The organism is Synechocystis sp. PCC 7509 (genome assembly GCF_000332075.2).
Taxonomy (GTDB): Bacteria; Cyanobacteriota; Cyanobacteriia; order Cyanobacteriales; family Chroococcidiopsidaceae; genus Aliterella.
Map to the genome: position 1 here is coordinate 1393787 of NZ_ALVU02000001.1, position 24182 is coordinate 1417968.

The 24182-nt window shown below is 38.1% G+C and carries 25 protein-coding genes; 14 read left to right on the forward strand and 11 right to left on the reverse strand.

Translation table 11 applies throughout. The features are described from left to right. Window positions 1-23: 23 nt before the first annotated feature. From ctpB to SYN7509_RS0207105, 6 genes are all read right to left on the reverse strand, one after another. Window positions 24-1319: a carboxyl-terminal processing protease CtpB gene (gene ctpB, locus SYN7509_RS0207090; protein ID WP_009634373.1), complete on the reverse strand. Its 1296-nt coding sequence runs from the start codon at window positions 1317-1319 to the stop codon at window positions 24-26. A gap of 266 nt (window positions 1320-1585) precedes the next feature. After that, on the reverse strand, window positions 1586-2149 hold the full coding sequence (locus SYN7509_RS0207095; RefSeq protein ID WP_009634372.1) for a Uma2 family endonuclease: 564 nt from the start codon (window positions 2147-2149) through the stop codon (window positions 1586-1588). 69 nt (window positions 2150-2218) lie between these two features. Then, window positions 2219-2665 (reverse strand): hypothetical protein, encoded by a 447-nt coding sequence (locus tag SYN7509_RS30950; protein ID WP_009634371.1) that lies wholly within the window; start codon window positions 2663-2665, stop codon window positions 2219-2221. Window positions 2666-2674: 9 nt separating this feature from the next. Next, window positions 2675-3091 (reverse strand): FAD-dependent oxidoreductase, encoded by a 417-nt coding sequence (locus tag SYN7509_RS31265; RefSeq protein WP_369792305.1) that lies wholly within the window; start codon window positions 3089-3091, stop codon window positions 2675-2677. Further along, a complete protein-coding gene (locus tag SYN7509_RS25330; RefSeq protein ID WP_255327290.1) occupies window positions 3039-3944 on the reverse strand; it encodes an FAD-dependent oxidoreductase in 906 nt (301 codons plus the stop codon). The genes SYN7509_RS31265 and SYN7509_RS25330 overlap by 53 nt, the downstream gene beginning before the upstream one ends. Before the next feature lie 160 nt (window positions 3945-4104). Then, window positions 4105-4326 (reverse strand): helix-turn-helix domain-containing protein, encoded by a 222-nt coding sequence (locus tag SYN7509_RS0207105; RefSeq protein ID WP_009634368.1) that lies wholly within the window; start codon window positions 4324-4326, stop codon window positions 4105-4107. 133 nt (window positions 4327-4459) lie between these two features. Between SYN7509_RS0207105 and SYN7509_RS0207110 the strand changes: the two genes are divergently transcribed. Next, a complete protein-coding gene (locus SYN7509_RS0207110) occupies window positions 4460-4729 on the forward strand; it encodes a SemiSWEET transporter (RefSeq protein ID WP_009634367.1) in 270 nt (89 codons plus the stop codon). A 20-nt stretch (window positions 4730-4749) separates the two neighbouring features. On the opposite strand, the gene SYN7509_RS0207115 is transcribed toward SYN7509_RS0207110, so the two are convergent. Then, the gene (locus SYN7509_RS0207115; protein WP_009634366.1) at window positions 4750-5058 is read right to left on the reverse strand and encodes a TMEM14 family protein; all 309 of its coding nucleotides are present in this window, start codon (window positions 5056-5058) and stop codon (window positions 4750-4752) included. A gap of 1091 nt (window positions 5059-6149) precedes the next feature. Between SYN7509_RS0207115 and SYN7509_RS0207125 the strand changes: the two genes are divergently transcribed. From SYN7509_RS0207125 to SYN7509_RS0207180, 11 genes are all read left to right on the forward strand, one after another. Further along, window positions 6150-6524: a J domain-containing protein gene (locus tag SYN7509_RS0207125; RefSeq protein ID WP_009634364.1), complete on the forward strand. Its 375-nt coding sequence runs from the start codon at window positions 6150-6152 to the stop codon at window positions 6522-6524. Between the two features lie 130 nt (window positions 6525-6654). Next, on the forward strand, window positions 6655-7092 hold the full coding sequence (locus tag SYN7509_RS0207130; protein WP_009634363.1) for a DM13 domain-containing protein: 438 nt from the start codon (window positions 6655-6657) through the stop codon (window positions 7090-7092). Between the two features lie 49 nt (window positions 7093-7141). Next, the gene (locus SYN7509_RS0207135; RefSeq protein WP_009634362.1) at window positions 7142-8431 is read left to right on the forward strand and encodes an ATP-binding protein; all 1290 of its coding nucleotides are present in this window, start codon (window positions 7142-7144) and stop codon (window positions 8429-8431) included. A gap of 138 nt (window positions 8432-8569) precedes the next feature. Next, window positions 8570-9715, forward strand: coding sequence for a tellurite resistance TerB C-terminal domain-containing protein (locus SYN7509_RS0207145; protein WP_009634361.1), 1146 nt, complete (start codon window positions 8570-8572; stop codon window positions 9713-9715). Continuing rightward, on the forward strand, window positions 9716-11035 hold the full coding sequence (locus SYN7509_RS0207150) for an ATP-binding protein (RefSeq protein ID WP_009634360.1): 1320 nt from the start codon (window positions 9716-9718) through the stop codon (window positions 11033-11035). Further along, window positions 11032-13236, forward strand: coding sequence for a DEAD/DEAH box helicase (locus SYN7509_RS0207155; RefSeq protein ID WP_009634359.1), 2205 nt, complete (start codon window positions 11032-11034; stop codon window positions 13234-13236). Before SYN7509_RS0207150 ends, SYN7509_RS0207155 begins: the two co-directional genes overlap by 4 nt. A 313-nt stretch (window positions 13237-13549) precedes the next feature. Further along, window positions 13550-14125, forward strand: a complete 576-nt coding sequence (locus SYN7509_RS0207160; RefSeq protein WP_009634358.1) for a TerD family protein — start codon at window positions 13550-13552, stop codon at window positions 14123-14125. 45 nt (window positions 14126-14170) lie between these two features. Continuing rightward, complete coding sequence (locus SYN7509_RS0207165; protein ID WP_009634357.1) at window positions 14171-14773, forward strand: TerD family protein; 603 nt, start codon at window positions 14171-14173, stop codon at window positions 14771-14773. A gap of 107 nt (window positions 14774-14880) precedes the next feature. Continuing rightward, complete coding sequence (locus SYN7509_RS0207170; protein ID WP_009634356.1) at window positions 14881-15453, forward strand: TerD family protein; 573 nt, start codon at window positions 14881-14883, stop codon at window positions 15451-15453. A 358-nt stretch (window positions 15454-15811) separates the two neighbouring features. After that, window positions 15812-16849, forward strand: a complete 1038-nt coding sequence (locus tag SYN7509_RS0207175; RefSeq protein WP_009634355.1) for a methyltransferase — start codon at window positions 15812-15814, stop codon at window positions 16847-16849. Between the two features lie 67 nt (window positions 16850-16916). Beyond that, complete coding sequence (locus SYN7509_RS0207180) at window positions 16917-17324, forward strand: acyl-CoA thioesterase (RefSeq protein ID WP_009634354.1); 408 nt, start codon at window positions 16917-16919, stop codon at window positions 17322-17324. A 9-nt stretch (window positions 17325-17333) separates the two neighbouring features. Here the strand turns inward: SYN7509_RS0207180 and SYN7509_RS0207185 are convergent, their stop codons facing one another. From SYN7509_RS0207185 to ndhL, 3 genes are all read right to left on the reverse strand, one after another. Beyond that, on the reverse strand, window positions 17334-18704 hold the full coding sequence (locus SYN7509_RS0207185; protein ID WP_009634353.1) for a 2-succinylbenzoate--CoA ligase: 1371 nt from the start codon (window positions 18702-18704) through the stop codon (window positions 17334-17336). 184 nt (window positions 18705-18888) lie between these two features. Further along, window positions 18889-19200, reverse strand: a complete 312-nt coding sequence (locus SYN7509_RS0207190) for a DUF3007 family protein (protein ID WP_009634352.1) — start codon at window positions 19198-19200, stop codon at window positions 18889-18891. A gap of 3 nt (window positions 19201-19203) precedes the next feature. Further along, window positions 19204-19416 (reverse strand): NAD(P)H-quinone oxidoreductase subunit L, encoded by a 213-nt coding sequence (ndhL, locus tag SYN7509_RS0207195; RefSeq protein ID WP_028954163.1) that lies wholly within the window; start codon window positions 19414-19416, stop codon window positions 19204-19206. 885 nt (window positions 19417-20301) lie between these two features. On the opposite strand from ndhL, the gene SYN7509_RS25335 reads away from it, so the two are divergent. Together SYN7509_RS25335 and SYN7509_RS0207210 are read left to right on the forward strand one after the other, a co-directional pair. Beyond that, a complete protein-coding gene (locus SYN7509_RS25335) occupies window positions 20302-21513 on the forward strand; it encodes a hypothetical protein (protein ID WP_009634351.1) in 1212 nt (403 codons plus the stop codon). Window positions 21514-21534: 21 nt separating this feature from the next. Continuing rightward, window positions 21535-22095 carry a hypothetical protein gene (locus SYN7509_RS0207210; protein WP_009634350.1) on the forward strand — a complete coding sequence of 187 codons (561 nt, stop codon included), beginning with the start codon at window positions 21535-21537 and terminating at the stop codon, window positions 22093-22095. Here SYN7509_RS0207210 and SYN7509_RS0207215 read toward each other — a convergent pair. Beyond that, window positions 22085-24148 carry a DNA phosphorothioation-associated putative methyltransferase gene (locus SYN7509_RS0207215; protein ID WP_009634349.1) on the reverse strand — a complete coding sequence of 688 codons (2064 nt, stop codon included), beginning with the start codon at window positions 24146-24148 and terminating at the stop codon, window positions 22085-22087. The two genes, SYN7509_RS0207210 and SYN7509_RS0207215, sit on opposite strands and share 11 nt — an antisense overlap. Window positions 24149-24182 lie beyond the last annotated feature (34 nt).

Consider the following 24182-nt stretch of genomic DNA (forward strand, 5'->3'; position numbering starts at 1 on the left):
AAATTTTCTTGCCTCCCATATTATTACCTTTGAGGCGATTGAGCTACAGAACTATTTGCGAGAATTGCGATCGCTCTTGTATATTGAGGATCGTTTTTAGTCCCTAATAAAGTAGGATTAGAACCTAAAGTTTGTGCTTGAGATTCAGTGAGATCAATTTTGATATCTGGGGTAATTCCCTTATGGCTGATATCAGTACCTTTAGGAGTGTAGTAGTGAGCAATAGTTACAGCTATACCCGATCCATCAGAAAGGGAATGTACCGACTGTACTAACGCTTTACCAAAAGTTTGACTACCGACAATAATGCCGCGATTATTGTCTTGCAACGCTCCCGCCAAAATCTCACTAGCACTTGCCGAATTGCCGTCTACTAATACTGCTACAGGCAACTTAGTTAAAGCCGTGCGATTTGCTGCGGGTTGTTCGCTAGCACCATTTCGATCTACAGTCTTGACAATTGCCCCACTATCTAGCCACATCCGCGCAATTTCGATACTTGAATTTAACAAGCCGCCTGGATTGCCGCGTAAATCTAGAACATAAGCATCGACTTGTTGACTATCCAAGTCTTTAATCGCTCGTTGCATTTGTTCGGCAGCATGAGAGCTAAATTCTCTTAAGCTGATATAACCTACTTTCCGCTTACCTTCTTGTTTGAGGGTATAACGAACGGTTGGCAATTCAATAGTGGCGCGAGTCAGCTTCAAATCGAAGGTTTTTTGTCCAGAGCGTCCAATTTTTAGCGTAATTAGAGTACCAGCTTTGCCGCGAATTAGACTAGAAGCTTGTTGAACATCTAGCCCTTTGGTAGGTTTGCCGTCAATAGCTAAAATTTCATCTCCTGACTTAATGCCTGCTTTCAGCGCCGGAGAAGAAGCGATCGCTTCTACCACTGTAAGCTTATTTGTTTTTTCGTTTAATTCCAACCGAATCCCTACCCCAGATAATTCTCCAGAAGTTTGATCGGTTAGCGCTGCATAAGCTTCGGGAGTGAGAAAGCGCGTATAAGGATCGTCTAGTTTTTCTAAAGCTTGCTTAACGGCCGCATAAGCTTGTTCGCGAGAAGTATAATTACGGCTTAATAAGTCTTGACGAACTGCTTGCCAGTTAGTTTTATTAAACGTGCCATCTACATATTCGCTATTAACCAGTTGCCAGACTTCATCGACCAAAATTTTGGGGTTGTTGTCTTGCAACGAAGTACGGAGAGAATTACTCCAAACTGGAGCATACACAGATAAAGTAGCCGTAGTTGCGATCGCTCCGCTAAACAAAGCGATTTTGAGTGGTGAGAAGCGTCTTGATGGTTGGTGCATTGAAATTCGCGCTTTTTTTGGAGGAAAGGATGTGGAAAGCCGATTCACCCAGGCATTAAGTACCACGACGTAAGTTGTGGTGGTATTTGTATCGAATATACACCCGACTAGCGGTTTTGTGGGGAAAAGAAGGATTAAAGTTCTATTTTAACAAGGAGATTATTACTACCATAATCGAACTATTTGAATTTTGTTGTGACAATTTTTAGCCAGTTTTGGGACTGTCCTCCCTAAATACAGTATAAAAACTTACAATTCCCGAATTTTTAACTTTGATTTAATTTTAGCCAATTAAAGATTTGGGCGGCAGTAATTTGTAGATTTATTTCTGGCAAGATGAGAACTTGGACTTCGCCTCTATAAATATTAGGTTCTTGTTGAGGGGCAAAAGTTAAAATAGAATAATCATGAGGATCGACTAGCCACCCTAAGCAGCAGCCATGATGCAGGCAATGAAGGATGTTATCAATTACACGAGTTACTTTTTGATCGGGCGAAAGAATTTCAATTGTCCAATCTGGAGCTTCAACAAAATTATCTTCTGGCTCTCCAGTATCATTAACCTGTATGCGATTCCAGGCAATTACAGATATATCGGGGACAATAGAACGTCCAGCAAAGGTACATCGCAATTCAGGTAACGCAGTGTAGTTGTCGCTACTATTATCAAGGGCAATTAATAAGCGCTTTTGCAAAATAGAATGTCGCAATTTTGGCATCGGTTTTTGGATTGCCACCCCGTTAGCATACTCCCACGCTGGAGAATCATCTAAGTATGGCAGCCTTAGAAATTCATCAAGAGGAATTTTTTGAGTTAGTGCAACACTCATTGTCTAGTTAGGCAAAGCTTGATTAGCCTTTAGTATACAGAAGCTTAACAGTTTTAGTGCAAAGGGTCACTATTCTACTGTACAAGTTTCAACTAACAACCATTTTCCTGAGTAATTGAGAGTTCCCCAAACTTTTAGATATTGATTATTGGTACAGATTTGTAATTTATCGTGGATGTGCGATCGCATTGTGACTAATTGCCATGTCTGCATTGATTCGGTTAAGGTGAGCGTATAATTTTGCTCGCGATGACAGTTAAAGATGCCTTCAAAGCTGTGAGAATTAGGTTGTAGTGGTGGTGAGGCGTTTTGACTACAAGGGCAGTTGCCGCTAATGGGGTAAGCTTCTTGATTGTCTAAATAATAGGTTTGCCAGTACAACCAATCGGGATGATTAGAAGGCAAATTGAATAAAGGAATAATAGAAGCTTTAGCTTGCAATAAGGCGTTTTGTAGCTTTCTTACAGGCAAGTCTCGCGGTTGACAACCCAATTCTACGCACAGCGCCGCCGCCATTCCCGCCGCTTATCCAATATTCATAACTACGGGTTGTAATCTAGTTGCACCATTAGCAATGTGAGAAAGAGAGATATTTTTTTCACAGGCTAATAAACCATCGGTTTGCATTGGTACAAGGCAACTATCAGAAATTGTAAAAGGCGTACCCGTCCAGCGTCGTCCTCCCCAACGGATAGATTTAGGTTGGAGGGGATAGTTGTCGTTAGGGTAATGATGATCGTTGGCGTAGTTGCCTATAGCAATACTTTCCGGCGGTAATAAAACAACCTTTCCCTCAGAAACAGGTAAAATATCTTGGTCTGTTACGGTGGTTATTCCAACTAGGCGGCGACTTTCGCGGTAGTAGGGATGAATTGCATAAGCACTACCGTTAGGAAAAATATTCGTTGCAAGTTCGTATTTGCGCCCGAATTGAGTTTGAATAAAGTGGGCAAATCCTTAGAGTATGCCAAAGACTTTGTTGTAAAAATTCCTGTTTTGATGTTTCTGATTCAATTAAACGTTGTACGCCTTCTGCATAATCGTTACCATGCAGGGTCCAATTAATCATAAATAGATTTTCTGGCAAACGTCCGTAGTTTAAAAATTCTTCTTTCCCGTAATTTGCCCAAGCATCAGTAAACTTTGTGGGGTTGTAAGTTGGTGGTGCGGGAATTGTTGGCGCGATCGCACTTTCAAATTCTTGCATAATTACTACCCAAGTAGGCGCTTGAATTGGGTAAGTTTTAGTTAATTCATTTTCGGTAACGGGCGCACTAGCTTCGCCCCATTGCGCGTGTAATTCCCAACCCCAACGATAGGGAATTTCGGCTAATTCTAACAAGTCTCCAAGTTCTGTTGCATCTAAGGTAATCTTGGCTTTGACGGTAAAATCGCTAAATCTTACCCCAGTAACTGCATTACCATCTTTGATGACTTCTAAGGGGATGCTTCCCGCAATCCAATGTAAATTTGGTAATTCTTTTACCCAACCCTTAAATATTTCTGCACCTAAGCGGGGATTATAGCTAAAAAAACTTACCCAACTATTATTTAATCTGCCTATTTGTTTTTGTTGTAATTGCTGTAAAAATTCGCCCCATAGCCCGGTTTGAAAAGCTTCTAATTCTTTCCCATCGGGGGCTGCTATAAGCATTCCGCCTAACCATTCAAATGCGCTAACCAGGATAGTTTTAGCCCCTTTCCTTGCGGATTTGATTGCTGCCGATGTACCACCTGTACCACCGCCAACAACTAAAACATCGCAGGAAATTAGTTCGTTAGACTGCTTGGGCAAACGATCTTTTGTCCCCCTAACCCCCCAATTCTGGGGGGAACTAGATTTAAAGTCCCCCAAGGTTGGGGGCTAGATTCTTCAGTTTTTCCCACAACTCATTGATATAAACGCGGAACTAGATTTAAAGTCCCCCAAGGTTGGGGGCTAGGGGAGCAAAAAATTATTTATGCAGGAAGTCTATTATTTTCGAGCGCCATCGAGTAATCGTTGCTTGATCTCTCCCAAGCAATGAAGCTAGTTCTTTTCTACTGCTTACTTGTCCGCTTTTGAGCAAGTAGAGCATTTGTAATCTTTCCTTACTACTTGCTGTCCGAACCTGTTTGAGATTTTTATCTAACTTTTCTCGGCTTTCAGCTATCTCTACTTGGAATGGACGACCCATCACTTTTATCCTTCTGCACATTCTTATTCCCTTTTAGCGCATCTTTATACAGAATTGATGTCACCCGAAAACCCAAATTGAAATTTTTATGGCAAACTTGGGCAGTATAGATAAAACTACCAAGTAAAAAACCATGGATGGCAATCTTACAACCACTTTAGGTTTAGTTGCAGGTGTACTCACTACGATCGCCTACTTACCCCAACTAATCAAAACTTGGCAGTCAAAATCTGCTGGTGATTTGTCTTGGAGTATGTTAATTATTCTGTGTGCTGGAATTATTCTATGGCTAGTGTACGGTTTTACCGTTCATGATATCCCTATTGTGGCAGCAAATATCGTGACTTTTTTTCTTGCCTCAATCATCTTGGTTTTAAAGATTCGCTACAAGCAAGAAGCGTAACACCTGCCAATTGAAAACTTTTAAATTAGTTCAGACACCATTAGCCCTAGCGATACTATACCTAATAGGCTCATCAACCCCGCAGGCATAAACTTACGAGTTTTGGTAAGTCGGATTGCAAAGACAATTAATAACACTGATGTTATTACCGTTGCCAAAATTAGCCCCGCTTCTTGTCCTTGTAACTGCATAACACCCGCTACAATCAGCAATAAGCCGCTTATACTGCCGGAAATGAGCGATGCTTTGCTTTGTGCTTGCACGTAACCAATGATGCCTCCTATAAGCGCTAAGACACCGTAGGCGATCGCAGTAATAATACCTATCATAATTTTAAGTAGAACTATCTCTTTTACTTATCTAACTACAAATACTGACTTATCTTAAATGCGATCGCCTTTTGGTTAACAAAACTATTTAAACTATTGAGAAAAAATTTGCTTGGGATTAGCTAATTTTCTAATTTCTCAGAGTTAATGCTTATTTTTTGATAATTTATATAAATAAAATAAACTTAATTAAATTAAGCTTCAGTATAGACACCAAAGTTCAAGATAGTTCGTATATTTGTTCAAAATAAAAGTTGCGTATTTATTAACAAAAAATTGTTCAAAACTTTTAGTTAATTACTAGACGCTTACTTAGTTTTAAGGTTACAGTTATAAAGAATTTACCAAGCTTGAGCAACTACTAGAATTGCGGAGTTTGGCTTTTATTTAGCTAGAAATTCGCCAAGATTAAATTTTATATTTTTAGTCTTTGCTGCTTTATCACCTATTGTGTTTATTGCTGTTGCTCATCATTGACTTCATATAATTATGGATTGTCTAGCTCCAAATAGTAAATCTTCACAGAATACAGAAATAAGCTTTTTTCCGGGAATAATTAGCTGGTGGGAAGGGTTATATGGCTGGGTAGTAATAACATTATCAATAATGATAACTGTTAGCATATTAGGCTTTTTGTTTCCTGCTTTCAACTTTATAGTGTTTCTAAGAGACTGGCATAAACTCGAAAAGTTTTTTACTCCCCAAACTCTTTTTTGGGTAAGTGTAGCGGCTTATTTATATCATTTTGAGCATCTAGTCAGGCAACGTTTATCAGCTAATCAATAATTGTCATTGCCAGACTTATTTAAACTCAAAAAATAAAAATATTCTAACAAGGGTGGGCTTTGCTCGCCCAATATATTATTTAGGAAACAATACTCATGACGGCTAAAGTAGCAGCAACAAATTTCTCAAATTTATACTGCTGCCAAAGATTATTTAACTTATTTTAGCGAAGATGCTTTTACGAAGCTCTATCAATATGAGAAGACAACTATCGAGTCTATTGAGTTTCATAAAAGCCGAGAGTCGTTGGAAGTTAATAAGCAAAATTATCAGGTGCAGTTAATAAATAATTTGTTAGAAATGTTATGAATAGTTTTGAATCTTGGGAGATTGAGGAAAAATTAAACCAGCTAAAAGCTCAAATGCGTAATCCTCAAGCGCCCGCCAATCCTGCTAATGTTAAATATACTCCGCCTACAAGTGACAGCAAGACAAAAAAGAAATATTTATCCCAAGAGATTGAGGAAGAATTGGAGCAGCTAAAAGCCCAACTGCGTAATCTTCAAAACCTCACCAATGCTAAATATACTCCACCTATAAATAATAAAAATAAAGCATTTTGTGAAATTTTAGAAGTTAAATCCGGCGCTTCTCAAGATGAAATTAAACAAGCTTACAAGCGTCTAGTTAAGAAATGGCATCCAGATTTATTTTTTAATAATCCTAAATTGCAATTATAAGCTCAAGAGAAATTTAAAAAAATTAATGAAGCCTATAAAAAGCTAACTGATTGTTAATTTTTACGGATTAGCTCAAGAGAAAAGTGTAGTTATTTGGTAGCTTAGAATGCACTTGTCAGGGCATAAATTTATGAAACTTAAACATTTAGCGATCGCCAGCATCTCTTTACTACTATTTGCTTGTACTAACCAAACTCCGCCAGATCAAGCTATTGCAACCATTACCCCTGTAGTTGAGACATCTAAAAATGCGATCGCAAAATTTGTAACGGTATCCCACTCTACCGAGGGTGGGGTGAGAGTAATAACTGCTAATGGTAAGCGTTACCTAGAATTTGACGAAACGTTTAAAACCGAGGGTGGCCCAGATGTATTGGTATTATTACACCGCGATCGCCAGCCAAAAGAATATCAACAGCAAAAGTTTATCAGTTTGGGACACATCCAGAAGTTTAGCGGTACTCAGCGCTATACAATTCCTGACAATGTAAATTTGGCAGACTTTCGTTCTGTTGTAGTAAGATGCCGTTTGTTTAGCGTCACGTTTGGTTATGCGCCCTTAATATAGTTAACTTCTAAGCACATCGCTGTTAGGATAGCTTAAAATTAACCTAACTATGGATTTATCAATTCAATTGTTGCGCCGTTGCTGCGCGTCTTTACTGCTATATCAATCGGTTTTAAATAATCCCGTTGGTAAGTCATTTATTGACCTATTGCAAGCATTGCAGCAAATCGAACTAATGCCAGCTATGGGTCATAGTGATATTGACGAAATTGCTGTCATTCAAGCTTATGCTACATGGTTTAAGGCGACTTCTCAAACTAACCAAAGTTGGCAAGATTTTCTAATCGCACAAATTCTGTTAGATGATAATCCTTTCTCTCGTCAAGTACACAATTACGCAAATTTACCACCAGCATTAATCGCCGCTACTAAGCAAGATTTGCAATCTTTGCAGCTTCTTTATCAGTGTAGTGGCGACTTGTTAAGCGAGTGGGTGCGATCGGCTACTAATTTTGCTCCGGTTGCTTGGTATTGTGATTCACAAACAAAACCAATTCAAACTAAGTTACAACAATTGGATAATTGGGCGGATGGTTTGGAAGATTTAGCCGCTTACTATCAGCAATATGGTACGGGTTTATTTGCTCAATACCAAGCTTTGCGCTGGCAATCGGGGCAACTTGTGGGTATAAATACTCCCGATCCCGTGCAAGTCAGTCAACTGGCGGGTTACGAGTATCAGCGCGATGCTTTAATTAAAAATACTGAGTTTTTGCTTGCAGGTTATCCAGCTTTGCACGTATTGCTCTACGGTAGTCGCGGTTCGGGTAAATCTTCTTTAGTTAAGGGATTGCTGCATGAATATCAAAGTCGCCAACTGCGGATAATTGAAGTTGCTAAATCTGACTTGCAAGCTTTACCTACGATTTTGGAGCAGTTGCGCGGCGCTGTACAGAAATTTATCATCTTTGTGGACGATTTATCGTTTGAGGAAGATGACGATACTTTTAAGGCTCTTAAAGTGGTGCTAGAGGGCAATTTAACTGCTCGTCCCCAAAATGTAGTTGTTTATGCGACTTCTAATCGGCGACACTTAATTAAAGAATTTTTTGACGATCGCCCAAGTCCCAGCAATAGCGAAGAAGTCAATGCTTGGGATACAGTACAAGAAAAATTATCTTTTAGCGATCGCTTTGGTTTAACTATAACTTTTGAAAGCGCCGACCAAGAAACCTATCTAAAAATTGTTCGTCATTTAGCCGCCCAAGCTAAAATTAATCTTAGTCAGCAAGACTTGAAATATCAAGCTTTGCAATGGGCTACTCGTCACAATGGGCGTTCGGGAAGGACTGCACGACAGTTTATTGACTTTATCCAAGCAGATTTGGCAGCTAAATAAAAATTAACCTACAAACAATTAGCATAATTAGACTTTGATCGCTTACAATTCCTGCAATTGTGATTGAAGAAGGCACGCAGTAATAAAATATTTTATCCTGCGAACCAATTGCCTGTATTTTCTTTACTGTTATCTGTTATGGGAAAAAATCGGTTGCTTCTGGGTGCGGTTGTCTTTAGTGCCAGCTTAGTCCTAAGCTTAATTGTCAGCCAAGATGTAGGAATTGCTTTAGAAACAGGTTTAATTACTATACCTGCTACATTTTTGGGTGTAGGGGCGATAAATCTCAAACAGCGAAATCAGCAAAAGCTAATTCTCAACGATTTGCAAGCAGAGATTTATAAGTTAGAAAAGTGGCAAGTACAGTTAAATCAAGCTTTACGGGTAACTTCTGAGCAAAGGCAACAAACAGAAACTAACATCAATTTTCTGCAAGTTCAACTGCGCCAACTATCGGAACGTACAACTGAGCAACGTTATTATCAGCAACAAGTTACTCAAGAATTGGATTTATTAGTTCAACAAAAAACTAATTTAGTAAATAATGTTCAAGAATTACAGGTACAAGTTCAAGACTTAGAACAACATAAAGGCGAAATACATCAATCTGTGCGATCGCTAAAAAAATTAAAGCACGATGCAGAAACAGAATTTTACTTATTTGAAAATCAGTTACAAGACTTGCGCAGTCAAGTTACTCACTTACACACTCAAAAACAAGACTTAGAAGACGGTGTAACACTACTTAATCGCCTCAAACCCCAGCTAGAAGAAAAATCTCATCAGTTACAAACCGAGATTCAGCAGCTAGAGAAACAGCAAACAGAATCCACTGAAGCTTTAAATGCGATATCTGAGCAAAAAGATAATACTCAAATTCATCTTAGCTTTCTAAATAAGGAATTACTAGAATATCAATCTAAAAATGATAAAATAAAACAAGAATTAAATCAACTTATCGAACAACAAAAACATTTAGTTACGGAGAAAACCACCGCTAAAATTCCTGAAGAATGGCAAAACTTTATCTCCCATATTAGTAAATCCGAAATGCAAGTAATTGAAGCAATTATACAGCAAAACGATCCTAGTGCAACTATTAAGAAAATTGCTGAGGATAATATTACCATGCCGGAATTATTAATTGATTCTATAAATGAATGCGCCCTAGATACTATAGGAGATTTATTAATTGAACCAGGGAGCGATTCTATACCTTTAGGAATTATGGAAGAATATTTAATTCAATTAAACAAAATACTTAACTTAAATAAAACTCTATAAATGTCTATCAAAATACCGAAAAGAGTTACTACAGCTTTAATCAATTCTTTAGGAGCGGGAGTAGTACCAAGAGTTGGTTTAGAACATATTGCTGTAGGTAGAGAAAAGGAAGTCACTGCTCTATTACAAGACTTAGATAATATTGGCGAAGGTGGCGGTGCATTTCGGTTTATTGTCGGACGTTATGGCGCGGGAAAAAGTTTTATTTTGCAACTTATTCGTAACTATGCAATGGAGCGCGGATTTGTAGTTGCAGATGCAGACTTATCGCCAGAGCGTCGTTTAGTGGGAGCAAGTGGACATGGAGTAGCAACCTATCGAGAATTGATGCAGAATCTTTCTACTAAGATTCGTCCTGATGGTAGCGCTTTAACACCAATACTAGAAGGTTGGATTAATGGGATTCAAAATCAAGTTGCTCAAGCTACCGGAATGCGCCCAAATGATGAAGGTTTTGACGACAAAGTAGAAACAAAAATAATCGAAGCAATTAAAGAAACTGAAGGCTTAGTACATGGGTTTGCCTTTGCTACAGTTATTACTACTTATTGGCGCGGTTATCGTGGGGATGATGATAGTAAAAAAACTGCGGCTTTACGCTGGTTAAAAGCTGATTTTGCTAATAAGATTGAAGCAAAATCATTGTTAGGAGTTAGAGATATTATTGAAGACGATAGCTGGTATGACTATATTAAAATCTTAGCTAAGTTTGTTGCCGATATTGGTTATAAAGGATTAATAATTTTATTAGATGAAGCTGTACATTTATACAAAATAAGTCACAGTATATCGCGGCAAAATAATTATGATAAATTGCTAGCAATATTTAATGACACTATGCAAGGTAAAGCCGAACATTTAGGTATTTATATCGGCGGAACTCCTAACTTTTTAGAAGATTCAAAGCGCGGACTTTTTAACGATTTAGCTTGGAAGCGACGCACGACAAAAAGCCGTTTTACAAAAGGTTTTCAAGATACATCTAGCCCAGTTTTTCAATTAGAAGCGTTAACAGAATCAGAAATATTGTTGCTTTTTCAGCGATTATCTAATGTTCATGCTGTTCATTACAGTACGGAGAAAAGCTTAACAAATGATGAATTAAAAATGTTTATGCAAGAAGTAATTAATCGTTTAGGTGCAAATGCTTTACTAACTCCTGGTGAAGTAGTCCGCGATTTTGTGAGTGTTTTGAATGTTTTGCAGCAAAACCAAGATTTGACTATAACTAAATTACTGCATAGTTCTGGGTTTACCCTTACTGCTAATAGTAAAGTTACCAAAATAGATGATAGTGAATTTGCTGAATTTACTTTATGAACGATCCCACTTTTTCTAGACTTGCGCCGTTTATTCAAGAGTATATTTATACTCACAATTGGACGGAATTAAGACCTATTCAAATAGAAGCTTGTCAAGCAATTTTTGACACGGATGCTCATGTATTACTAGCTGCGGGTACGGCTTCAGGAAAGACTGAAGCCGCTTTTTTGCCCGTTTTAACTTTGATGCAGCAAAACCCCACAAATACAATTGGGGTTTTATATATTAGTCCGATTAAAGCACTAATAAACGATCAATTTGCGCGGTTAAATGACTTATTAAAAGAAGCTGATATTCCGGTTTGTCATTGGCATGGTGATGTTGCACCAAGTCGCAAACAAATGTTATTAAAAGATCCTAAAGGTGTATTGCAAATTACGCCAGAATCTTTAGAAAGCTTGTTAATAAATAAATATAGCCAACTAAATCGTTTATTTGGTGAACTAAAATTTATTATTATTGATGAAGTTCATGCTTTTATGGGTTCTGAACGTGGCGGTCAAATTATTTGTCAATTAGCACGATTGTCTAAGTTTATTCCCATTCCACCGCGCAGAATTGGTTTATCGGCAACTCTAGGCGATTATACTTCCGCCGCCAACTGGTTGCAAGCTGGAACGAATCGAGAAGTTATTACTTCAGATATTCAAGGCGGACAAAGAAAGTTACATTTAGCTGTAGAGCATTTTTACACACCAGATAAAGAGGAAGAATCTCTTACAAATCCTTACTATCAATACATTTTTGAACGGACAAAATCTCGTAACTGTTTGATATTTGCCAACAACCGCGCTGAAACTGAATCAGTGGTTTCTAACTTGCGTCAAATAGCAGCTAATGTTGGGTTTCCAGACATTTATCATGTTCATCATGGCAGTATTTCGGCAAAACTGCGTCAAGATGCAGAATCGGCAATGCGCGATAGCGCAAGCGCGCACGCAGGGCTTCGCACATCTTCGGCAGTGACGGCAGCAACTGTTACTCTAGAATTGGGCATAGATATTGGTCAATTAGAGCGCGTAATGCAACTAGACGCTCCCATATCAGTATCCAGCTTCTTGCAGAGGCTAGGACGTTCGGGAAGACGTGGAGAACCATCAGAAATGGGGTTTGTCTGCACGGAAAAAGAGCCAAACGCAGAATCCGCTTTACCTTATCAAATTCCTTGGCAATTATTGCAGGCGATCGCAATTATCCAACTGTACCTAGAAGAACGCTGGATTGAACCCATCCGTCCCTTGCAGTATCCGATGAGCTTGCTATACCACCAAACTATGAGTATTTTAGCGGCAATGGGCGAACTTTCTCCGGCGGCGTTAGCTGTACAAGTTTTAAAATTGCCAAGTTTTACCGCTATTGCTACCGACGATTTTCGCCTATTACTAAATCACTTATTAGAAATTGACCATTTACAACAAACAGAGAAAGGTAATTTAATTATTGGCGTAAAAGGGGAGAAGGTTGTAAATTCTTTCCAATTTTACGCAGTATTTGCGGACAATAAAGAATATAAAGTTAGAGATGAATCTATGGAAATTGGCAGTATCATTATGCCGCCGCCAGGAAACAGATTTACTCTAGCTGGTAGAACTTGGGAAATATTTGATATTGAACCAAAAGCAAATACTATTTGGGTGAAACCCGTAGAAGGAATAGCGAATATTGCTTGGCGTGGCGGTAGCAGCAATATTCATACTAAAATCTTGCAGAAAATGCAGCAAGTTTTAGCAGAAGACACAGAGTACAGTTACTTACAATCCGGCGCTAAAGCAAGATTAAAATCTGCGCGTCAACTAGCAAAAAGCACGGGATTAAATCAATTTAATGTTTTATTAACAAAAAGCAATACTTGCTGTATTTTTCCTTGGATGGGAACAGTAACTTATCGTACTTTAGAAAGGTTGCTTAATTTGTATGGTCGAGAAACTTTAGAAATTAAAAGTATTACTGGTGTCAGCCCATATTTTATGCTACTGAAAGTAAATAAAGATAAAATAGCTAACACTTTTAACAAAATTTATTCTTTATGCACTCAACAAATAGCACCTCAACAGTTAGTTAGTAGTAAAGAAGTATTGAAGCTGCAAAAATATGACCGATTTATTCCTACTCCTTTGCTGCATAGAGCTTTTGCTTTAGATTATTTAGATACCAAAGAATTAGCAGAAAGAGCAAGAAATTGGCAAACAAAAATTTAGACAAGTTAGACAAAGTGGCTTTTGCGTAATAATTATACAGATTGGTATATTGACATAAAACCAAAAATAACATCTAAATTCCCACCTGTTTAAAAATTAATTCAGGGCATTTTTATCTTGAGTATTTTTACTGATGGCAGCCCAAGGAATTGAAAAATAAGATAGAGCGCAGGACAAAAAGATTGGAGGATACAATAGACAAATAAAGTAAATTATTTTCCGAAAGCGATCGCATACTAACTGTTAGCTATTACCAAAGATTTCTCCTAGCACAAATCAAATTCCTACTTGTTTAGCACAGGAAAACCAAATCATGGCAGTTTCACTAACTAAAGGACAACGAGTATCCTTAGAAAAAGTTGCTCCAGGTTTAACAGAAATCTTTATTGGACTAGGATGGGATATTAAAGCCACCGATACAGGTTACGACTTTGATTTGGATTCTTCAGTGTTTTTGTTAGGTAGCAACGAAAAATTAATTTCTGACAACCACTTTATTTTTTACAATAACCTAACTAGCTCTGATACTGATAAATCCGTTCAGCACATGGGGGATAACCTCACGGGAATAGGTGAAGGGGATGATGAAATTATCAAAGTTAACCTCAAAAAAGTACCCAACGATGTCCAAAAAGTTATTGTAACTGTAACTATCTACGAAGCTCAACAACGCGGTCAAAATTTTGGTCAAATTAGAAATGCTTTCGTGCGCGTTGTCAATGCTCAGACAAAACAAGAAGCAATTCGTTATGACTTAGTAGAAGACTACTCTGTTGAAACCGCGCTAATTATGGCGGAACTTTACCGCAAAGATGGCGAATGGCGGCTTAATGCTGTGGGATCGGGCTATCAAGGTGGTTTGCAAGCCATCCTTAATCGCTACAGCTAATTGTTTACTGGCTAGGCATATCAACTAATAATTAGGATAATTTACATGGCAATCAACTTAGAAAAAGGTCAACGCATTTCTCTATCGAAAGAAGCACCAGGGCTAACAAGGCTAATGTGTGGATTGGGCTGGGATGTAGCAAAACGTGCCAGTGGTGGCTTATTTGGCGCTTTTAGCAATACTCAAGATTGTGACTTGGATGCTTCGGTCATTTGTTTAGACAGAGAAGGCAAAATTAAAGATAAAGCTAACGTGGTTTACTTTGCCAATTTGTCCCACAAATCGGGGTCGATTACACATTTAGGCGACAATCTCACCGGTGCAGGAGATGGCGACGACGAACAGATTATTGTAGACTTGGCACGGATACCTCAAGATATTCAAAAACTTGTTTTCACTGTCAATATCTACCAGTGTAAAACTCGCAATCAAGACTTTTCATTAGTTAAAAATGCTTTTGTCCGCTTGGTTAATGCCGCGAACAATCAAGAATTGGCTAGATATAATCTATCTGGTACAGAATACAAAGGGATGACGGGAATGATTATGGCGGAGATTTATAATCATAATAATGAGTGGAAAATGGCAGCTATTGGTAACGGCGTTAAAGCTAATGGGTTAGAGGAACTTGTGAAAACCTATGCTTAAATATTAGGTAAAAATCACCTTTGTCTTTTATCCTAAACTTAGGTATAAACTGTCTAATTGCCTCCGTTAGCAAGCTACGAATCGTTGTAAAAAACTAGGTAACAATTATGTCAATTAATCTCGGTAAAGGCGAACGAATCAATTTATCTAAAGAAGCACCCAATTTAAAAAATGCCGGAATTGGCTTAGGGTGGGACATTAACGCTACAGATACAGGTACAGCTTTTGACTTGGATGCCTCGATATTTATGTTAGGAACTAGCGGTAAAATTCCTAATGATAAATACTTTGTATTCTACAATAATAAAACTTCGCCTGATGGCTCGGTAAAACATGAAGGAGATAGCCTAACTGGGGAAGGTGTGGGTGATGATGAAACTGTCCAAATCGATTTAAGTAAAGTAGATGCTTCTATTCAAGAAATAGTTTTTGTCGTAACTATTCATGAAGGAGAACAAAGAAAACAAAACTTTGGTCAAGTTAGAAATTCTTACATCAGAATTTATGACAACACTACCGAGAAAGAAATTACTAAGTATGAGTTAGATGAGGATGCTTCCGCCGAAACAGCAATTGAATTTGGTAAGTTATATAAAAAAGATGGGGAATGGAGATTTCAAGCGGTGGGCGCAGGCTATAAATCAGGTTTGCAAAGCTTTGTAGATAAGTATACGGGTTGATAAAATAGCTCCCCCAAGTCTCCTTAAAAGAGGGGGAGCTATTTAATTTAACAAAAAAAATTTAGAGCTTAGATAAAATTAAAAGATATTAATTGAGCAAGTTTAACCGTTAAAAAGGACTAATTTGTAACTTTTACCTAAGCTATATTAATAAAATTATAGATGTGTCTAGGCGATCGCGGCTACCTGTTACAATCCTCTTTGCCAATGAGTTTAAAGCCATAAAAATAATCATTAAAGCGCCGATCCGTTGTCCTGTAGTGGTTTGCTACAATTTATTGCCCTTAGTTAATTATTTCTGGGAATCTCTATAGTTGTTGTGTATAAACTAATAACATCGCTTTTAGAGAAGCATATTATGATTGCAACTACAACTCAAAACCCAACTACCTCTCTACCTTTACCTGAAACGCTAATGCAAATGATTACGGGGGGGTGGGTAAGTCAAGCTATTTATGTAGCCGCTAAACTTGGGATTGCCGACTTATTAAAAGATGGGTCGAAAAGTAGCGAAGAACTAGCAACATTAACTAACGTTGACGCTAATTCTTTATATCGAATATTACGAGCATTATCTAGTTTAGGGATATTCAGCGAAGGCGATAATCGCTATTTTGAATTAACGCCAATGGCGGAATATTTGCGCTCGGATATACCAGAATCGTTAAATGCGGTTGCTGTAATGATGGGTGGAGAACCTTGGCACTGGCAGCCTTGGGGAGATATTCTTTACAGTGTAAAAACGGGTAAGCCTGCTTTTGACCATGTTTTCAAAATGTCCGTGTTTCCCTATCTTGGTGAAAACCCCGAAGCGGCGGCTATTTTTGACTCTTGTATGACCAGTCTTACCACTAGAGATAGTGTAGAAATTGTTGCTAATTATGACTTTTCCTCAATCCATACCCTCGTTGATGTTGGTGGCGGACACGGAAAGCTTTTGGCTTACATTCTAGAATCTAACCCAAATCTTCAAGGTATTCTCTACGATTTACCCGCCGTTGTGGTAGGCGCAAGCCCGCATCTTGACAAGTTTAGCAACCGCACTTCTATTGTTTCCGGTAGCTTTTTTGAGTCTGTACCCAATGGCGGCGATGCTTACATCATGAAACATATTATCCACGATTGGGATGATGAAAAAGCAACTTCTATATTAAAAAATTGTCATCAAGTTATGCCTGCAAACGGCAAGCTATTAGTAGTAGAAGACGTACTTCCCCCAGCTAACCAACCATCAATGGGTAAACTACTCGATTTAGAAATGTTGTTAATGACTAATGGTGGGCGGGAACGCACGGAAACAGAGTTTAACGAACTATTTGCGGCGGCGGGCTTCAAGCTAACCCGCATTGTCCCATCAGGAATGGCTGCAAATGTAATTGAAGGTGTGAAGGCATAAAATATTGTTGCTAACTAAGGCTCTCCTTTTTGCTAGTGTGAGCCTTATATTAAATCATCTTGACAAAATGCCCTTTGCTTACAAAAGAGTTATCCGCTTTGGCGATACCGATGCGGCGGGAGTTGTTTACTTTGTCAATGTATTATCAATCTGTCATGAAGCTTATGAAGCTTCTTTAGTTGCTGCAAATATTAATCTCAAAACTTTTTTTAGTAATCCTGCGGCGGCTATCCCAATTGTTCACGCTGACGTTGATTTTTTCCAGCCGCTTTTTTGTGGAGACGAGATCAATATTAATTTGCAGCCTCAACAGTTAAGCAACGAGAAATTTGAGATTATTTATCAAGTTTTAGGCTTAAATAAGCAATTGATGGCTAAGGCAATTACTCGGCACGTTTGTATTCATCCAACTACTAGAACTAGGCAAGAATTGACGGCGGAAATGTTACTTTGGTTGCAGTTGTGCAAAGAATAATCTGATAGATTAGAAACTAATTTTTAGATGTTCTTTAGCGATCGCTTTTATTTGCTCATAGTTAATTTTACCTTGAGCATTACGGGGTATATGTTCTACTGCAATCCAATGTTTGGGTTGTTTGTATTTACTTAGTTTGTCGGCGATCGCACTTTGTAATTTAGCCACAGAAACCCTTTGCTCATTTTCAACATAAATTGCTGTTACTATTTGCCCCCAAAGGCGATCGCTCACACCAATTACACAAACATCTGCCACTAAATTAGTGCCTCTAATAGCGGATTCTACTTCGATTGGGTAAACATTCTCTCCCCCAGTAATTATTTTATTACTACTACGTCCTACTAAGTTTAGAAAACCTCTTGAATCAATAAATCCTAAGTCATCCAATCTAAAATTTTCTTTATTTTTAAATAAGTTTGGGTAATACCCAAGAGCTAAAGATTGGGAATTAATAGTAATATTACCTACTTGATTTTGCGCTAATTTTTCTCCCCTATCATTGCAAATTGTTACTTGACTATGAGGTAAAATTTGACCGCAACTATTATTACCACTTAAAAAGTTTTCCGGCTTCAAAATTGCGATCCCCGAAGCTGTTTCTGTCATCCCATAAGTAAGCGCTAAATTAATCTTATATTGTTTAGCTTTATCTACTAATTCTTGCCAAGCTGGTGCGCCACCTAACAATACAACTTTAAACTTTGATAACCATTTGGCTGTATTGGGTTTTTCTAGCAATCTTTGTAGCTGAGTTGGCACTAATGATATAAAAAAATTGCTAAATTCAATGTCACTAAATGCACTATCTAATTGCTGAATTACTAACTTGCCATTAGTAGTAAAAGAGCGCATAAACTGCATAAGTCCGCTTACATGATAGAGCGGCAACGTACAAAATGAATTTATTTCTTGTAATTGAAAATATTGCTGAAAACCTGCAACCGAAGCTGTCAAAGTTTCCCAGGTATGGATAGCAAAGCAAATATTTCCCGATGAACCCCCCGTAGGAATCATTAACCAGTTTGGATTTACAACTTGCGGAGAGTTTGGGTAATAATTTTTTATTTCTAATTCCCAATCTCCATAGCCTAAAACTAAGTCTGGTCGTACTATTTTAAATACCTGCTGCCATTCTTGTTGTACCCAGTAGGGATTGCTTAAAAAAACTGGACAACTAGCCGCCGAAGCTGCAATAAAGCCTGCTAAAAACTTAACAGGCGATCGTTCTGCAATCAATACTTTTGGTGCTATTCCTTGCCGCGATCGCTCAGACAGTTCTAAATATAATTGCTCAGTGAGTTGATTTAACTGTCCAAAATCGCCGCCTAGCAGCCAGTCTTTACTACTTTGTTGGAAATGTTCTAATCTTTGTAGCATTTAATCGCTGTTTTCAAGCTGTGGCAATACTCAAATATGACGGTGATTGAGACGGTTTTTGCCTGTTTCCTAGAGCTTGTAGAAGCGATTAAGCTATTCCAACCTCCTACAGCTAGTTTAACTAGCTTCCTGCTTCTTCTAGGGACAAAATCAGAGACTACAACGTTAGCTAATTATTTTTGCTCTACTTGGTTTGCGACTTCTCTTGATCGATTTCTGCTTGAATGTTAGCCAATTGTTCGGGGGTAAGTTCATCTATCCTCTTTTTAAAATAGGCTTGTTCGTAGGCTTCTCGTTGCTGATGGTAAGTCATTTTATTGCTTGCGGCTCTAGTAATATAAGTCGCTATCCAACCAATTAAGCCCGCTACTAACAATAATTGACTCCAGATGCCTGCTTCTAGATTATCTAGACCAACTACTTGTAAAACTACGTAAACTAGCCCACCAGCAACAAAGACACCTATACCAATACCCAACACATCAATTTTTCGCATTTTTCATCCCTGAACTTGTCGGCGCTGGGGGCGAAAATTGGCAAAGGGCGACAGCAGCAATAACCCTGGAAAAAAGAAAAATACCAAAAAGTACATAAAACCGCGCTCGAAGGAAGTAGCTGTATACCACCTAAGTCTCAAATAAAACAAAGTTGCTATGGGCAATACAAATAAGTAAGAGCCAGCCAGTATTAAGTAAAGTAAGGGTACAATCATGGGTTTTCGCTTCTAGGTACCAAGGGCAAGTTTTTCACCTGCTATATTATTACGTTCTTTGGACTTTGGCGCATTATCCACGACTAAAATTCCATTTACTTCAAACTAAAAATCAATGTTTCTAGTTTTTTATGTTTACAAATTAATGAATTGTGTATATGATAGGAAGTCGCGCTCAAAATAAGACCGGGGGCATGGCGGAATGGTAGACGCTGCGGACTTAGAAAACTGAGCCTTGACTGGAGAAATCTGTCAAGTGACCGCTCTCAAATTCAGGGAAACCTAAATCTGGTGACAGACAAGGCAATCCTGAGCCAAGCCGAAAACTTAGTTTTTCGGAAGGTGCAGAGACTCGACGGGAGCTACCCTAACGTAACTGTGGCGAGGGTAAAGGGAGAGTCCAATTCTCAAAACCTAAAGATAAAATCTTTGGGCAGTGGCGAAAGCTACGAGAGGATGAAAATCCGTTGATGTAAAAGTCGTGAGAGTTCAAGTCTCTCTGCCCCCATAACAAAATCATTGCTACAATAAGCTTTGAGTTGAAAGCTCAAAACTAGACGCTACGCTTTAGCTAGGGCTTAGTTTTGAGCTTATTTATTTGCGCTGTGTTAGCACATGAGTTATTTTTTAATCAAAAATAAACAATTCTTAAGTAAAATCCAGTATATTCACCAAAGTTGAGTTTTGATAACATAATAATTATAATAAAGTTATCCGTATAATCTCGGTAGTATATAACGGTAGATAGAATTAACTTTGTTAATAAATTGAATTAGTTAACACTATTTTTAAAAGTAAAAATTCTAATTATTGAGTAGATGACCTAAATTAGCTAAGTATGAAGACTGAATTGCCCGCACTATTTTATACTGATTAAGTGCTGTTATGACGGACAATCAAAATTCTCAATTAAGTGTCAAATTAATTAGACCGACGGAAAATATTGAGCAAGCTCAAGAAAAAATATATTCATTTTTAATGAGTATTATTAAGAGTTGGTCGCCCGAAGCCGTTTTACAAGAATTTAATAGTTTATTTATTCAACATTTAGGCTCTATTAATTCGGGGGCTGTTGAGGGTTTGTATGAGCTAGTTGTAGCTGGGGAGGAAGATATATTTTATGCAACGCTCAAACGCTGTTGTTATATATTAATAAATAACTGGAAAACTACTAAACAAATTAAGCACATACATAGTTTAGTGGAGTTATTCAATAACCCAAGCATTGAAAAGACTTCGCTTTCACCGATTAGTAATTGTTTAAGAAGTTGGTTAAAAAAGTTTGTAGATAGTCAAGATTATCAAGAAATTAAGTTGTTTGCAGATAAAGTTGTTAACCAACAAACTCAACAAACTCAAAAAACACGTCACTGGAGCGAACGCTATAGTTCTCACATATTTCTAGCTCAATCGGTTAATCCTAAAAATTCTTTGGAACACCGGGAAGCTGCCAAAGAAAGAGCAAAACATTTAAGATATCGGTTTAAATTTGACTTAACAATGTATCTTGCTCGTGCAGAAAGCGACACCCAAAACAGTTTGGCAAAGAATCCAACAGGCGTAAGTGATGAGGTTTTAAGGCTAATCAAAACTATCGTCGCCAAAAGAGAACCAGCAACTTATAAGAAGTTCGCGAAAATTTTTTCTGAACAGTCTAAAGGACAAAAATATAAGCACTTTAAACAAAATTTATACAAATATTTAAGCATTTTTATCGATCACGAAGAACTTTTAGATACGTTAAATTTAAAAATTTTGTCATTATATGAAAAGCATAATGAAGAAATTTTAACCGATTCATTATTGATTATTACTTGCAATCGGTTAATTGAAAGTTTAACAACAGAAAATCATCGTCAGCCATCGCCATTGTTTTTGTTGTTGATTTCTCAAGGCAATACTTTAACTTTAGTAACGGTAATACTTAAGCTGATTCTTATTTGTAAGCCTGCTCACTCTCACTCGGAAACTTGTATTGCTGATTTAATTCGTTATTATGAAAATTTTAAAGAAGAAGAATGCGATTCAATGATTAACTTCTTAGAAATGTACAATATCATACTGGCTATTTATGGAGATAGTACAACTCTATTGTAAATAGTAATAAGTTGTGGATTTATGCAAGTTGGTAAGTATTTTACCCTGAAAGATTTTTGTATTTGTACAAATACCTATAAAAAATATGCCCACGAAATTAATTGCTATCCGACAAACTTAAAGGAGGCTACTTTAGCATTAGAAGATTTAAGTAAGTTTATTTTAGAACCAATAATTGACTATTTTGGCAAAGATAAGTTTCAGTTAACTTATGGCTTTTGTTCGCCAGACTTAAAGAAATATTTAGATAAAAAAGATGCAGTTACAGGGGTTAAAAATGGTCGAATAGATCCAACAAGGGATCAACATATGGCTTATGAAGTCAAAAAAAATGGCAAGTATTACTGTGAAAGATTAGGCGCTGCTTGTGATTTTTTGATTATAGATGAAAAGAGCGATCGCATTATTGACTGGATATTGCGATCGCATTTACCCTTTGATTCTATCTATTATTACGGCGCGTCTCGTCCTGTTCATGTTAGTTACGGACTTCAGCACAAGCGCGATATCTGGACGTTTACAGCCAAAGGAACACCAACTAGAAAAGGGATAGAAAGCTGGATTGAATTAGCTAAGTATTAAAAAAGTTTTTGCTATTTGCTCTTTTTTTGCTAATCGCCGAACGTAGTAACTTTAACTTGTAAGGATCGGCATCTTTGCTCCACCGCAATTGATGTTTATCAATGGTAGCGCAATGCTCTATTAAACATTTTTGCCAACCTTGCAAGCGTTTGATTTCATGCCAATTATCTAATAAACCCCAATCTTGTTCGCGATCGCTTAGTTTAGCAAATTTGGCGTAGTGCGGATAGTCGCAAGTAACCAATGTATCTTTTTGGTGTAATACTGGGGGGTCATAATCGCCATCATAGTCTGTATAAATTGCCTGCAAATCCCGTAAATCTATCTGCATACTGGCGGATAACGTAGGATGAGCTTTAGAGTCAAAATCTGGGTAAAAGTAGTAAGAAATTTTTGGTGCTTTGGTATGAAATTTAATGACATTCGCCGAATCCATGCGTCCAATAGTGCGACTAGCACAGCCTTCATAGAGGCGTAGTAAAGGGTTAAGAGATTCCAAGCTAGAAACATGAATTGTTAAAGAGTTGGGCAGTTTGTGACCAACTTCGGACTTTTGGCAGCATTGGGCAATAATATCTAAGTTGCCAACACTAAACAGCATCTGATCCGCGCACCCAATTGCTTGCTTGTAACTACCAAACAAAGCTTTGATATCTTCTTGGATTTGGGGCTTCAAGTCTGCCAATTTTGGGCGATAACTAAACTTACTCAAAGCAAAATAAACTAACAAGTCTTCTCGGCGTTTTTGCGCGATCGCTTCCCACTCCAAAGCATCTGTTGCTTGAAGAATGACTTGAAAAGCGCGTTTAAAACTATGAAATTCTGCCAATAGTTGCGATTCTTGGGGAATTTCACTTTTGACAGGCAATCGTCCGCGATCGCTAATAAAATTCATTAGGGGAGTAAGTAACTCTTGGTAATCTTCAAACCGCTTACTAGGGACGCGAATTTTGGGCGTAGTGGCGCGAGAACGATAGCGAGAGGCGCGGAAACTTTGGGCTTGGCTGGGATCTTGGAATACAAAATAAATCCCCAAAGCTACCGGAATCGCCTCTAATCCTAGTACCTGTTCGATATAAATTTTTAGTTCTTCTTGTTCGTAATACTTTTGAAAAGTATTGCGCCGTGTAACAACACCGTCACCGTATGCTATTTGTCCTTTAGTGCGATCGCTAATCAATACTTGCGCTGACACAATCAATACTTGGCGCGTGAGTTCCCACGCCTTAATCAAGGCTTCCCGACGCTCTTTTGTGTCTTCAATAACATTAATTACATACCCCAAATTAACAATATCGGCGGCTATGCGGGGAGTATCGGGGGAGTAATGAGGATCCCAGCCCGTACTGCTGTAACCCAGTTTATTAATGCAACTAATATCGCCACCATAGCCGCAACCGTAATCGAAAAAAGTAGTTTCGGGACTAAATAAATTAGCTTCAAGAGCAAGGCGTACCGGACGGGATAATTCAGTACGTGCGATCGCGGCTTTATGGCGTTCAATGCGGGGAGTAGCGCTACTACAGCGTTCTGGATGCAATATTAAGCTATGTCCTTGCAGTTCAACTCCTCGCAATTCTAGGCGTTGCTCCCACAAAAGCCGCGTCCCAATTGCGGTAGTATTACTTAGCAACCCTAAAGCCTGTTCGCGGCGAGTTAAAGCGGCAAATTGTTCGTAAAGCGGGTAATCGCGAGTAACAAAAGTTTCTTTGCGGTGCAATATCGGGGGATTGTCGGAGTTACGGTAGTCTCGATAACTTGTTTCTAGAGTTTTTAAATCTACTACAATGCTTGCTTGTAAGGCGGGGTGAGGATCGCTGTCAAAATCAGGATAGTACAAGTAAGAAATTTTTAATTTATCTGTACTAAATTTGACAATATTAATATTTTGTTGCTCTCTAGCAAACTTGGCGATTTGCTCATAGCTTTGCAACAGAGGATCGAGACAGGGTAAAGCTGAAATATGGACGTAAAGAGCAGACGGTAAAAGCTTACCAACTTCACTATGTTGGCAGAGTTCAGAGATAACACCAAGTTGGCTAAAACTGTACATGACAAACTTAAGCGGTGAATTTGAGAGGTAAACC

What these genes read in the sequence shown, in the direction of transcription:
- SYN7509_RS0207110 (WP_009634367.1), top strand. Translation starts at nt 4,460, where the DNA reads ATGGATGGCAATCTTACAACCACTTTAGGTTTAGTTGCAGGTGTACTC.
- SYN7509_RS0207105 (WP_009634368.1), bottom strand. Translation starts at nt 4,326, where the DNA reads ATGGGTCGTCCATTCCAAGTAGAGATAGCTGAAAGCCGAGAAAAGTTA.
- SYN7509_RS30950 (WP_009634371.1), bottom strand. Translation starts at nt 2,665, where the DNA reads ATGGCGGCGGCGCTGTGCGTAGAATTGGGTTGTCAACCGCGAGACTTG.
- SYN7509_RS0207215 (WP_009634349.1), bottom strand. Translation starts at nt 24,148, where the DNA reads ATGTACAGTTTTAGCCAACTTGGTGTTATCTCTGAACTCTGCCAACAT.
- SYN7509_RS0207145 (WP_009634361.1), top strand. Translation starts at nt 8,570, where the DNA reads ATGGGAAAAAATCGGTTGCTTCTGGGTGCGGTTGTCTTTAGTGCCAGC.
- SYN7509_RS0207210 (WP_009634350.1), top strand. Translation starts at nt 21,535, where the DNA reads ATGCAAGTTGGTAAGTATTTTACCCTGAAAGATTTTTGTATTTGTACA.
- SYN7509_RS0207135 (WP_009634362.1), top strand. Translation starts at nt 7,142, where the DNA reads ATGGATTTATCAATTCAATTGTTGCGCCGTTGCTGCGCGTCTTTACTG.
- SYN7509_RS0207175 (WP_009634355.1), top strand. Translation starts at nt 15,812, where the DNA reads ATGATTGCAACTACAACTCAAAACCCAACTACCTCTCTACCTTTACCT.
- SYN7509_RS0207130 (WP_009634363.1), top strand. Translation starts at nt 6,655, where the DNA reads ATGAAACTTAAACATTTAGCGATCGCCAGCATCTCTTTACTACTATTT.
- SYN7509_RS0207150 (WP_009634360.1), top strand. Translation starts at nt 9,716, where the DNA reads ATGTCTATCAAAATACCGAAAAGAGTTACTACAGCTTTAATCAATTCT.
- SYN7509_RS0207095 (WP_009634372.1), bottom strand. Translation starts at nt 2,149, where the DNA reads ATGAGTGTTGCACTAACTCAAAAAATTCCTCTTGATGAATTTCTAAGG.
- SYN7509_RS0207190 (WP_009634352.1), bottom strand. Translation starts at nt 19,200, where the DNA reads ATGCGAAAAATTGATGTGTTGGGTATTGGTATAGGTGTCTTTGTTGCT.
- SYN7509_RS0207170 (WP_009634356.1), top strand. Translation starts at nt 14,881, where the DNA reads ATGTCAATTAATCTCGGTAAAGGCGAACGAATCAATTTATCTAAAGAA.
- SYN7509_RS0207115 (WP_009634366.1), bottom strand. Translation starts at nt 5,058, where the DNA reads ATGATAGGTATTATTACTGCGATCGCCTACGGTGTCTTAGCGCTTATA.
- SYN7509_RS0207180 (WP_009634354.1), top strand. Translation starts at nt 16,917, where the DNA reads ATGCCCTTTGCTTACAAAAGAGTTATCCGCTTTGGCGATACCGATGCG.
- SYN7509_RS0207165 (WP_009634357.1), top strand. Translation starts at nt 14,171, where the DNA reads ATGGCAATCAACTTAGAAAAAGGTCAACGCATTTCTCTATCGAAAGAA.
- SYN7509_RS0207160 (WP_009634358.1), top strand. Translation starts at nt 13,550, where the DNA reads ATGGCAGTTTCACTAACTAAAGGACAACGAGTATCCTTAGAAAAAGTT.
- SYN7509_RS0207125 (WP_009634364.1), top strand. Translation starts at nt 6,150, where the DNA reads ATGAATAGTTTTGAATCTTGGGAGATTGAGGAAAAATTAAACCAGCTA.
- SYN7509_RS25335 (WP_009634351.1), top strand. Translation starts at nt 20,302, where the DNA reads ATGACGGACAATCAAAATTCTCAATTAAGTGTCAAATTAATTAGACCG.
- ctpB (WP_009634373.1), bottom strand. Translation starts at nt 1,319, where the DNA reads ATGCACCAACCATCAAGACGCTTCTCACCACTCAAAATCGCTTTGTTT.
- SYN7509_RS0207155 (WP_009634359.1), top strand. Translation starts at nt 11,032, where the DNA reads ATGAACGATCCCACTTTTTCTAGACTTGCGCCGTTTATTCAAGAGTAT.
- ndhL (WP_028954163.1), bottom strand. Translation starts at nt 19,416, where the DNA reads ATGATTGTACCCTTACTTTACTTAATACTGGCTGGCTCTTACTTATTT.
- SYN7509_RS0207185 (WP_009634353.1), bottom strand. Translation starts at nt 18,704, where the DNA reads ATGCTACAAAGATTAGAACATTTCCAACAAAGTAGTAAAGACTGGCTG.